This is a genomic window from Vibrio sinaloensis DSM 21326 (genome assembly GCF_000189275.1).
Lineage (GTDB): Bacteria > Pseudomonadota > Gammaproteobacteria > Enterobacterales > Vibrionaceae > Vibrio > Vibrio sinaloensis.
Map to the genome: position 1 here is coordinate 1 of NZ_AEVT01000063.1, position 11,033 is coordinate 11,033.

Genomic DNA, 11,033 nt, shown 5'->3' on the forward strand with positions numbered 1-11,033 from the left:
AGTCAAGTCCTAAGTTGGAATCTTTGTGATTGTTGAGGTTAATTTTGTCAAAAGTGTATAAAGCAACGAATAAGAAAAAGTATAATTGGCTCGTGTATGACATTATGGATGATTTTCTTAGCGCCAATAAGCACTTATTTGAAGGCCAGGTATATGACTTTGGATGTGGCGAATCTCCGCTTAAAAGTTTTATTTTAAGTAGTGCTGATAATTATATAGGTGTGGATTGGAGTAACTGTTATCATTCCAGTGCTCCAGAAATAATTGCAGACTTAAATAAACCTTTACCCATAGAGTCAAGCTCAGCAGATACAATTATTTCAATGTCTGTTCTCGAACACTTGTGTGAACCTCAGAATATGCTCAATGAAGCCTATCGTGTGCTGAAACCTGAAGGCTCGTTAGTATTACAAGTTCCTTGGCAGTGGTGGATTCACGAAGCCCCTTACGATTTTTTCCGTTATACACCTTATGGCTTGAAATACATGCTAGAAAAGGCTGGGTTCAAGCAGATTGAAGTAAAAGCGTCTTCCGGATTTTTTACCACTCAAGTCATGAAATGGAACTACTTTTCTCTGCGTTTCATTAAGGGCCCTAAAATAGTAAGAAAAGCAATAGAGTTATTCCTGAGTATTTTTTGGTGGTTGGGACAAAAGTCTGCTCCCTATCTAGACAAGCTCGATAGACGCCCTGAATTAGAATGTTATGGCTACACTGTGATTGCGAGAAAATAATGTGAAGGTCTTATATCTTATCAATGACATCACCATGCCTGGTGGGTTATCGAGAGTAACCATTAATCTAGTTGATGAATTTTCATCACTGAATAGTGAATATCAGGTCCATGCACTATCAGCTGCTGCAAAATTTGATAAGGTTGAGCACTCTAATATCGACTATCTCGATATGCCCGCATTACATGGGTTAAATACCTTAGGTAAGTTAGGTTGGTACGCATCTCTTCGTGAAGAGGTGGAGACTTATGTCAATGAGCACGATTACCAACTGGTGATTGCTGTTGGAACCGCGATGACGCTATTTGCGAGTTTCTGCCGTTTTCGTAGTGCTAGATTGTGGGGGGCGGAACACTTAGCCCATAACCACTATGGTGCATTGAGGAAAGTATTTAAACGATGGCGTTACCCCAAGCTAGAGCGTTTGATATGCCTCACTCATGCAGACAAGCATCGTTATTATGACAAATTCCTAAAAAATGTTGCTGTTATCCCGAATTTTACCAATTTTGCTAGTGTAGATGCGGAGTACAGCCACAACAAAAAAGTCCTCTTCGTTGGTCGGTACAACGACATGAAAGGGGTCGACTATTTAGTCGATATAATTAATTTAGTGCATAAACACTGCCCTGGGTGGGAATTTACCCTCTATGGAGAGGGGGAGCGCAAAGCGTGGCTCTTAGAACAAATCCAAAAAATGAACTTGAGTCATGTTGTGGAAGTCAACGAACCCACAGAAAATATCAGCGTAGAGTATCAAAAATCAGGAATATTCATTCTAACGTCTCGCAATGAAGGTTTTCCTATGGTGTTACTTGAAGCTCAAGCGCACGGTCTACCTGTGGTTAGCTTTGACTGTGAAACTGGGCCGTCTGAAATTATTAGAGAAGGCGAAGATGGGTATTTGATTCCAGCGTACGATACAAAGCTTTTTGCCGACAAATTAATAGCGCTAGCGAATGATGGAGATAAAAGAAGTTTGTTGTCTGAAAATGCTTTCACCAACCGCCAGCGCTTCAGTAAGGCCTCTATAATTGACCTCTGGCTGGAACAATTCCGAACGTTACTATGAATATTTTGACCTTAGATACTGCTTGCTCTCCTTTCTTCTCATTAATAGTCGCTAGGTTACCTGAAGTTGAGACGTTTACCGCTATTTTCTCCAAAGCGGGCTATAAGCACTTCTTTAAGGGTGATCGTTGTGAGTATCTCGGTTCTATTTTACGGGGTCATACAAATTATAGTGATCGAGATCTGGAGTTAGTCTCTGCGTCAACAAATCACTACTCAGCATACGTTCGTAAGTTTGAGAGTCGAGAGCTTACTCAGCAAGAGTTAGCCTGGTTTGCGTCTTTCGCGAACTACTTTCGCCATTACCTCCGTGAACATCACATCGACTTTGTTATGATGCATAACGATCTGAGATGGCAGCACTCTATTGCTAGAGATATATGCCTGGAAGAAGGGGTTCCTTTCTGTGTCAGTGAGTTGGGCTTATTTCGCCCCTATACAACGACATTAGATTTTCATGGCGTGAATGCAAATTCTAGCGTGGCGACGTTGGATGTGGATTTTTCTCAGTTTGCTAATTTAGACGAAATGCAGTTTGATATTCCTAGTTCTTACCATGGCCACGAGAGTAAAACATCTAAGTTAAACTTTGGCTACTTTCTTATCCTTAGTAAGCTGGGTGGGTTACTAGGAAGAAACTCTCCAATATTGCATAACGCATTTAGAATTCGTCCATACTTGAAACGCTTTTGGCAGCAAAGTGTAAAAAGCAGAGTACACACGGCGAATAATGCCTTGGATACGTTACCAGACAGACCATATGTATTTTTTCCTATGCAATTGGAAAATGATACGCAGTTTCTTATCCATAGTGATTTTAGTTCGAATCAAGAACTGTTAAGACGTGTAGAAAAAGAGTTTTACAAATCAGACTTGGCAACCAGCCATCAGCTTGTAGTTAAGCTCCACCCTAATGACTTAGGGTGTTATGAAGCTCAAGAGGAAACCATTTTTACCAAAGCGAATACCACTAAGTTAGTTGATAGGGCGGCCTCTATTGTTTCCGTAAATTCGACTGTCTGTATGGAAGCACTTGAAACGGATAAGCCTCTGTTTGTATTGGGGAGAGCTTTTTTTGCCCGTGAAGATGTGTGTCAACCAACGTCTTTGGATGAGCTCTCGAGCGCTCTGTCGGCTCCTAAGCCCGTATCTGTGAACAGTCGTCGTGGCTTCCTGCATTACTTAAAGTATGAATACAGCATTCACGGAGCCGGCTTTAGCTATACTGAGAAGCAGCTGGATCGAGTTGCCAACAGAATTAGAACAAATATCCAAGACTTTAGATCGAAGCAATAACTGAAGCTAGCCTGTGCTAGCTTCTAGTTACTACGATTGTTCAATGAGTCTTTTATAGCAGAGGCTCTGTTGGTAAGAGATCTCTTTCAAGCTCTTGTAATCAGAAAGACTCTCATCTTGGTTAGAATTATCGATGTCTGCCAAGTTTGTTATGATAGGTAGACCACACGCGGCATACTCGTTACGCTTTGTTGGGGATGCGACTCGGTTTATCACATTGTCGTCTCGAATTAAGAGACCGTAATCCGCAGCGTTTAAGAAGTGCGGTACGTTTTTGTAATCACTCGAAGTAACAGTAATATGTGGATTTTTTATGCTCAGGTCTTGAAGCATCTCTCTTACGGAGTCTGGCTCTGTCGTGACTACTAGTAATCTAAGCTCATCGTTCTTTTGCGATTTATTATCAAATGCTGTCAAGATGCTATCTAACTTTTGCCATGATGCGGTATTACCTACGTAGCAGTAAACTTTATTCTCTCTTGCGTAACCTAGCTCTTGCCTTTTCTTTTCTCTCTTTACATCATCTTGGAAAAAGAGTTCATCGTTAACTATGGTTGGGTAAACTTCTGAAGAAAAGGTTTCGCAACGATATTTTTTTCGATAATGCTTTTCCATATTGGAGCTTACAAAAAAGAATTGCTCTATATGCTTGAATAAATATGATTCAACATGATCGGCGAGTTTGGAGTACACGCTAGATAGTGGGATATTGAGTGATTGAAACTCTTCAGGAACGACGCCTCTAATATCACTTATAACTGGCTTACTAATACGGTATTTCTTACATACTAACAGTGTAAATAAAGTACCAATATGGCCGCGACAATGAATGATATCTGCTTGTTCAAACAGCGATGGCTGGTTAAATCCCATCACGGCGATCTTCTGAGAGAGCATGCTAAAAAATTTAGGGAGCTTTTTAAATTTTTCAAGCTTGTAGTTTGCATCTGGCAAACCAGGCAAAGACATCTCACTAGGCTTACATAAAGCGAGTAAAGTAACATCATATTGCTTTGAATGTTTATTACAGAGTGTATGTACTTGGCTTTCGAAGACGGACAGGCTTCTAAAGCTGTCTGATACATAGAGCAGTTTTTTCATTATACTCGCCTTACCAAATGCCTTTTGTATCTACTGTATAAACAGAAGGGGCGGATATAGATTTGAATTCTTTGTGATCCACAAGAAGGACATGAATATCTGCATTATCTACCGCTTCTTCTGTGCTAACTAAGTTAACGTTGTTTAATGAGAGCTCATCTATGTTTGGCTCTACAGCGATAACTTTACCAGCATGGTGTAGGGCAATATGTTTGGTGATCTCTAGAGCTGGGCTTTCTCGGAGATCGTCAATATCAGGTTTAAATGCTAATCCATAGCACGCAATAGTAGTATCACTTGTGCTCATACTTGGATTTGCTTGTAAGAAATCGGCGACTGCTATTTTAACCTTATCGATAACCCATTGTGGTTTGCGGTCGTTAACTTGCCTAGCAGTATGAATTAGCTGAGCTTGTTCTGGTGTTTTCGCTACGATAAACCATGGGTCGACAGCGATGCAGTGCCCACCAACGCCAGGGCCCGGCTGTAATATGTTTACTCGAGGGTGGCGATTCGCAAGCGCGATGAGTTCCCAAACGTTGATATCAAGCCTATCGCAAATAACGGACAGCTCATTGGCGAAAGCGATTTGAATGTCTCGGCTACTGTTCTCGGTCAGTTTAGCCATTTCAGCGGTTCTTGCATTTGTGGTTACGCATTCACCTTGCACAAATGTCTTGTATAGCTCAATGCTTCTCTCTGAGCACCTTTGAGTCATACCGCCAATTACGCGATCATTTTCAACCAGCTCTCGTACCACTTTACCCGGTAGCACTCGTTCAGGGCAATGCGCAATATTAATGTCCGCATCTTCACCACTTTGTTGAGGAAAGCTCAAGTCATGACGAGCCTCAGCCAGCCATGCTGCCATTTGCTCTGTTGCTCCGACAGGGGAAGTGGACTCAAGGATAACCAAGTCCCCTTTCTTGAGAATAGGTGCAATCGCAAGACTTGCTGCTTTTATATAGCTCAAATCTGGCTCGGGTATACCATCGCTTGAAGTGCCTTTAAACGGCGTAGGAACAGCGATTAGAAAAGCATCAGCCGGTTGAGCTGATGTCGACGCAGTCAAAAAGCCTTCTGTGACAGCAGCTTGAACTAACATATCAAGGTCAGGCTCTACGATATGAATCTTGCCACTGTTTATTGTATTTACGGCGTTCTCACTCACATCAACGCCGATAACTTTTTTCTTTCTAGAAGCGAACATTGCTGCTGTTGGCAAGCCAATGTAGCCTAAACCAATAACAGAAACTGTTTCAAATGACATGGTGTACCTACTATGATTTCTTTAATTCTTGGATGATACGTTGGCAAGCTTTACCGTCGCCATATGGGTTATGAGCTTTGCTCATCTTCTCATAGGCTTTAGTGTCAGTAAGTAATTGGCTTACTTCAGCGACGATTTTTTCCGTACCAGTTCCCACTAGTTTTACGGTGCCAGCAGCAACAGCCTCAGGTCTCTCGGTTGTGTTCCTCATCACTAGAACCGGCTTGCCTAATGAGGGAGCCTCTTCTTGGATACCACCAGAATCAGTCAGGATGATATCTGAACGCTGCATTAAGTATAGAAACGGTAAGTATTGCTGAGGTTCGATTAAATGGACATTGTTAACACTTGAGAGCAATCTATTTACGGGCTCTCGTACGTTTGGGTTTAAATGGACCGGATATACAATTTGAGATTGTGGAAAGTCCGTCGCCAACTGATGTAGCGCTTGGCAAATTTGCTCAAACCCTTGGCCGAAGTTTTCACGTCGATGACCTGTAACAAGGATTAACTTACGGTCTGCATCCAAAAATGAAAAATGCGCCTCAAATTTCTGTTGTAGAGACTGTTCACTGTCGATTTTGTTGATGGCTAGATGCAACGCATCGATTACGGTATTACCCGTTACTACAATCTTGTCGGGGGAGTAACCCTCTTCCACGAGGTTATTTCGAGAGTTGGTTGTGGGAGCGAAATGGAAATGCGCAAGAGCTCCGGTTAGCTTTCGATTTGCTTCTTCTGGCCAAGGAGAATATATATTTCCAGTCCTTAAACCCGCTTCCACGTGGCCAATCGCAATCTGCTCATAGTAGGCGGCAAGGCTTGTCGCAAAGGTTGTGGCGGTATCGCCGTGTACTAAGACAACATCAGGTTGAAACTCTTGGAGTACAGGCTTGATTTTTAGTAGAACTTGGGCCGTGACATCATTTAAAGTTTGGCCCGATTTCATCAAGTTAAGATCGTAATCTGGCTCTATATCGAAAATGTCGAGCACTTGATCAAGCATCTCACGATGTTGTGCAGTTACACATACTCTAGATTCAATATCGTCATCAGCTTCTAATGCTTTGACAAGTGGCACCATTTTTATTGCTTCTGGTCGAGTGCCAAATACGGTAAGGACTTTTTTACGAGCCATAGAATTGTATCCCAGTTAGAGTGAGTTCATGCCACTGTTTGGCTACCAGTGTTTAGGGGCGAACTTCGAAAAGTTGCTAGATTTTAACTTATAGTAAAGTAGTGAACTAGAGTAGAACACTTAACTCGACTACTTCGCACCAAACCCCGTCATCATCGTCTTAAGAGTTTTAAGCACAATATTCATATCTAGCCAGAAAGATAAATGTTTAATGTAGTACAAATCATGGGCTAGCTTTTCACGCGTAGAGTCAGTGTCATCAGCGTAACCTTGCACCGTTTGCGCCCAACCTGTAATACCCGGTTTTACCATGTGGCGATAGCCATAAAATGGAATCTCTTTTTCAAACTGTTTTACAAAGCTTTCTTGCTCCGGACGAGGGCCGATCAAAGACATTTCTCCCTTAAGCACGTTGAAAAACTGTGGGAGCTCATCAATCCGAACCTTTCGAATTACCTTTCCGACTTTAGTGACTCGAGACTGTTCTTCTGTCGCAAATTTATCTTCCGCACCAGCTTGTTTCACTGTCATGCTTCTGAATTTGTAGATCTTAAATACCTTGCCACCTTGACCTACGCGCTCCTGAATGAACATGGCTGGTCCTGGGTTTTCTATTTTTATTAATAGCGCGGTGATTGCCATTACGGGTAACGTAATCGGAAAACTAATGATGATAAGTGCAGATTCCCAAGCTCGTTTTACATTGTGATAAATGGGATTGGGTACGAGAGAGCCTATTGCGTTCTCGGATAGGTGACTTGTTTGAACTTTACCCTCAATCATTTCTCTGATGCTTTCCGAATGAAAAACAGGAATATTGTTGATACTGCAATCCGCAACAAACTTTTCTTGTTCAGGAGTCAGCTTATTGTGTAGATCGACCACAAGGCCATCTTCTACATCTGCCATGGTAAGAGGGTCACTAAGTGTCGTTAAATGAATTCGAGTATGTTGACTGTCTAAGCTGTCGATATCGAAGTTATTGATAGCACCAAGGTTTAACTTTGTATTCTCTTTTCTATAGACGGCAGAAAAGTACATCCACATCAAATGCATGCAAAAGGCGTAAATGAGAATTTCTCGAGAGTAATCGATCCGAAGTAAGAGGATAAGCACCATAGCACAAGCGTAGACTGATGCGAGAACGGGCAAGATGTAGTACTTACGGTCGACGAGTAAATAATTAGTAATTTTGGGAATAGTTACAGAGGTAGCAACATAAGCACAGCTTACCAGCCAAAAGCTATTAATGACGGTGACAGGTAGGCTTGCTCTAAACCCTGTAATCAGATGAAGCAAAAAAATGGTACCGAAGATACCGATAGAATGGCAAACCATCGAGTTCTGTAGCAGTTTTCTCACGTTACATTACCTAAAAAAATTCGAACGCCGATGGTAACATACTCTGCAATTTTGTAGTGAAAATAACGTAAAATTGACCTCAATCCGTAACAAGCCAGAGATACCCACTGCTTAGTCTACAGCGAGTGGTTTACCATAGTTTGCTTTTATTTAGATCAAGCGCACTTAAAAATAGAGTATTAATTCCAATTTTATCAATGGTGCAATTAAGTAATAGATTGTTTTTTATCTCAGCCATTATTTTCGGTATACTCAGCACATTTGTGGGATTACCCCGACAGCTTGGATGTCTACCTATTTGCCTTTGGGAGCTAAACCCAAGGGCGGTAGCGTGTCATTTTCTCGAACTATACTAATCCTACGTAATTCTTCTCTTCATAGAAAATAGAATGATGTCTAGAAAAAAAATTCTTACGGTATTTGGTACTCGCCCTGAAGCTATCAAAATGGCACCTCTTGTTCACGCTCTTGAAAATGACCAACGATTTGATGCAAAGTGTTGTGTTACTGCTCAGCACCGAGAGATGCTTGATCAAGTGCTTGAACTGTTTGAGATCAAACCAGATTATGATTTGAACTTGATGAAGTCAGGGCAATCACTAAATGACGTAACTGCACGTATTTTGTTAGAGCTCAAACCTGTTTTGCAAGAATTTAAGCCTGATGTGGTACTTGTTCATGGTGATACGGCCACTACTTTTGCCGCTAGCCTTGCAGCTTACTACGAGCAAATTGAAGTTGGCCATGTAGAAGCGGGGTTACGCACTGGTAACATCTATTCGCCTTGGCCGGAAGAGGCAAACCGCAAGTTAACTGGTGCACTTACTAAGTATCATTTTGCGCCAACCGACACCTCTCAAAGTAACCTACTTAAAGAAAACACTAATCCAGCGGATATTTGTATCACCGGTAACACAGTTATCGATGCATTACTGATGGTGAAAGACAAAATCGACAATGATGCAGCACTGAACGAGCAACTAGCGGCTCAGTTCCCAATGCTAAAAGAAGATAAAAAGTTGATTTTGGTCACTGGACATCGCCGCGAAAGTTTTGGCGGTGGATTCGAGCGTATTTGTGAAGCACTGGCACGTATAGCAAAAGACAACCCTGCTGCGCAAATCCTATACCCAGTTCACTTGAACCCAAACGTAAGAGAGCCGGTAAATCGCATTCTATCCGGCGTGGATAACGTGCATCTTATCGAGCCTCAGCAATACCTTCCTTTTATTTACTTGATGAGCCGTGCGCACATTATTCTTACCGATTCTGGCGGTATTCAAGAAGAGGCGCCTTCACTAGGTAAGCCAGTGTTGGTAATGCGTGACACCACAGAAAGGCCAGAAGCTGTTGCAGCTGGCACCGTGAAACTAGTGGGAACAGATGTCGACAAGATCGTCTCAGGCTTAGAAGTGTTGTTAAAAGATGAAGAGGCTTATAAAGCAATGAGCTTCGCGCACAACCCTTACGGTGACGGCCTAGCATGCCAAAGAATTTTAGACGAATTAGCAAAATAACAACCTCAGGAAATGAAAATGTCTTTTGAAACAATCTCAGTTGTTGGTTTAGGTTACATTGGTTTACCTACTGCCGCGATGTTCGCTTCTCGTAAAAAGAAAGTGATTGGTGTAGATGTAAACCAACACGCAGTGGATACCATCAACCAAGGTAAAATCCATATTGTAGAACCTGATCTTGATATGATCGTCCAAGCAGCGGTTACAGAAGGCTACCTTAAAGCAACCACTACCCCAGAACCAGCGGATGCCTTTTTGATTGCCGTTCCAACCCCGTTCTTACCTTGTGAAGAGGGCGAAGTACCAGCACCAGACTTGTCTTACATAGAAGCAGCAAGCAAAGCTATTGCCCCTGTGCTAAAAAAAGGCGATTTAGTAATTCTAGAATCTACTTCTCCTGTCGGTGCGACAGAGCAAATGGCGGCTTGGTTAGCAGAAGCTCGCTTGGATCTGACTTTCCCACAAACGCACGGTGATAATGCGGATGTTAACGTTGCGCACTGTCCAGAGCGCGTACTACCGGGGCATGTTGTTCGCGAGCTAGTAGAAAACGACCGCGTTATTGGCGGTATGTCGACTCGTTGTTCAGAACGCTCTGTTGAATTGTATAAAACCTTTGTTTTAGGTGAGTGTGTGGTGACCAATGCTCGCACAGCAGAAATGGCGAAGCTAACCGAAAACAGCTCTCGCGATGTACAAATTGCCTTTGCTAACGAGCTATCTATCATCTGTGACAAGTTAGACATCAATGTATGGGAGTTGATTGCACTCGCGAACCGTCACCCACGAGTAAACATCCTTCAACCTGGTCCTGGCGTAGGCGGTCATTGTATCGCGGTAGACCCTTGGTTCATCGTGTCTAAAACGCCAGAAGAGGCACAAATTATCCACACCGCACGTAAAGTGAATGATGGCAAACCAGAGTGGGTGATCAACAAAGTTAAACTGGCGATTGTAGACTTCTTGCAAGCTAACCCAAATAAAACTGCACGAGAAGTCACCGTTGCTTGTTATGGCTTAGCATTCAAACCGGATATTGATGATTTGCGTGAGAGTCCAGCACTGGCGATTACACGAAAAATTGCAGAAATGCATACTGGGCGCGTGATTGCTGTTGAACCGAATATTATTCGCCTTCCCCAGTGCATTGGCTGCGTGGAGTTAGTCGATTTAGAGTTTGCTAGAAAAGAAGCCGACATTAATGTTGTCTTAGTAGCTCATCAAAATTTTGTGAATAGAATTGAAGTAAAAGAAAACTGGTTGAACATGACCAGCTTGTAGTTAGTTTATTAAGGTGTGTAATGATAGGTTTGTTATTTAATAAAACGATATTGAGGTTTTCAACGTTAAGGAGTTTATCAAATCATACTAATTTTTTTATTAGATTTCTATTTAGTAACTATATATAGGTTAACTCAGTATGATAATTGCTCTTCAATATCTTTATCAGCCAAAATTGATGACAGTGTTTACTTCCCACCATGATATTAAAAGTAATATTTATCTCAGGTTCTTCTGTAATCGGGAGGAATGTAGTTATATTT

At 42.0% G+C, this 11,033-nt stretch carries 9 protein-coding genes; 5 read left to right on the plus strand and 4 right to left on the minus strand.

Annotation, left to right across the window (positions count from 1 at the left end; genetic code table 11):
• Positions 1 to 104: 104 nt before the first annotated feature.
• The 3 genes from RH45_RS11315 to RH45_RS11325 are packed head-to-tail and all read left to right on the plus strand — an operon-like array spanning position 105 to position 3,101.
• Positions 105 to 734, plus strand: a complete 630-nt coding sequence (locus RH45_RS11315; RefSeq protein ID WP_100086098.1) for a methyltransferase domain-containing protein — start codon at positions 105 to 107, stop codon at positions 732 to 734.
• 1 nt (position 735) lies between these two features.
• On the plus strand, positions 736 to 1,806 hold the full coding sequence (locus RH45_RS11320; RefSeq protein ID WP_008077222.1) for a glycosyltransferase family 4 protein: 1,071 nt from the start codon (positions 736 to 738) through the stop codon (positions 1,804 to 1,806).
• Positions 1,803 to 3,101 (plus strand): capsular polysaccharide export protein, LipB/KpsS family, encoded by a 1,299-nt coding sequence (locus RH45_RS11325; protein WP_008077223.1) that lies wholly within the window; start codon positions 1,803 to 1,805, stop codon positions 3,099 to 3,101. The genes RH45_RS11320 and RH45_RS11325 overlap by 4 nt, the downstream gene beginning before the upstream one ends.
• Positions 3,102 to 3,131: 30 nt before the next feature.
• On the opposite strand, the gene RH45_RS11330 is transcribed toward RH45_RS11325, so the two are convergent.
• From RH45_RS11330 to RH45_RS11345, 4 genes are all read right to left on the minus strand, one after another.
• On the minus strand, positions 3,132 to 4,202 hold the full coding sequence (locus RH45_RS11330) for a glycosyltransferase (RefSeq protein WP_008077225.1): 1,071 nt from the start codon (positions 4,200 to 4,202) through the stop codon (positions 3,132 to 3,134).
• Between the two features lie 10 nt (positions 4,203 to 4,212).
• Positions 4,213 to 5,472, minus strand: a complete 1,260-nt coding sequence (wecC, locus tag RH45_RS11335; RefSeq protein WP_008077227.1) for a UDP-N-acetyl-D-mannosamine dehydrogenase — start codon at positions 5,470 to 5,472, stop codon at positions 4,213 to 4,215.
• 10 nt (positions 5,473 to 5,482) lie between these two features.
• Complete coding sequence (gene wecB, locus RH45_RS11340) at positions 5,483 to 6,610, minus strand: non-hydrolyzing UDP-N-acetylglucosamine 2-epimerase (RefSeq protein WP_039958543.1); 1,128 nt, start codon at positions 6,608 to 6,610, stop codon at positions 5,483 to 5,485.
• A 129-nt stretch (positions 6,611 to 6,739) separates the two neighbouring features.
• Positions 6,740 to 7,972 (minus strand): exopolysaccharide biosynthesis polyprenyl glycosylphosphotransferase, encoded by a 1,233-nt coding sequence (locus RH45_RS11345; RefSeq protein WP_008077231.1) that lies wholly within the window; start codon positions 7,970 to 7,972, stop codon positions 6,740 to 6,742.
• Between the two features lie 392 nt (positions 7,973 to 8,364).
• Here RH45_RS11345 and wecB (RH45_RS11350) point away from each other — a divergent pair, with 392 nt between their 5' ends.
• Together wecB (RH45_RS11350) and wecC (RH45_RS11355) are read left to right on the plus strand one after the other, a co-directional pair.
• Positions 8,365 to 9,489, plus strand: a complete 1,125-nt coding sequence (wecB, locus tag RH45_RS11350) for a non-hydrolyzing UDP-N-acetylglucosamine 2-epimerase (protein ID WP_039958546.1) — start codon at positions 8,365 to 8,367, stop codon at positions 9,487 to 9,489.
• A gap of 18 nt (positions 9,490 to 9,507) precedes the next feature.
• Positions 9,508 to 10,770: a UDP-N-acetyl-D-mannosamine dehydrogenase gene (gene wecC / locus RH45_RS11355; RefSeq protein WP_008077236.1), complete on the plus strand. Its 1,263-nt coding sequence runs from the start codon at positions 9,508 to 9,510 to the stop codon at positions 10,768 to 10,770.
• Positions 10,771 to 11,033: the final 263 nt, after the last annotated feature.

What these genes read in the sequence shown, in the direction of transcription:
- RH45_RS11325 (WP_008077223.1), top strand. Translation starts at nt 1,803, where the DNA reads ATGAATATTTTGACCTTAGATACTGCTTGCTCTCCTTTCTTCTCATTA.
- RH45_RS11330 (WP_008077225.1), bottom strand. Translation starts at nt 4,202, where the DNA reads ATGAAAAAACTGCTCTATGTATCAGACAGCTTTAGAAGCCTGTCCGTC.
- wecC (WP_008077227.1), bottom strand. Translation starts at nt 5,472, where the DNA reads ATGTCATTTGAAACAGTTTCTGTTATTGGTTTAGGCTACATTGGCTTG.
- wecB (WP_039958543.1), bottom strand. Translation starts at nt 6,610, where the DNA reads ATGGCTCGTAAAAAAGTCCTTACCGTATTTGGCACTCGACCAGAAGCA.
- wecC (WP_008077236.1), top strand. Translation starts at nt 9,508, where the DNA reads ATGTCTTTTGAAACAATCTCAGTTGTTGGTTTAGGTTACATTGGTTTA.
- RH45_RS11315 (WP_100086098.1), top strand. Translation starts at nt 105, where the DNA reads ATGGATGATTTTCTTAGCGCCAATAAGCACTTATTTGAAGGCCAGGTA.
- wecB (WP_039958546.1), top strand. Translation starts at nt 8,365, where the DNA reads ATGTCTAGAAAAAAAATTCTTACGGTATTTGGTACTCGCCCTGAAGCT.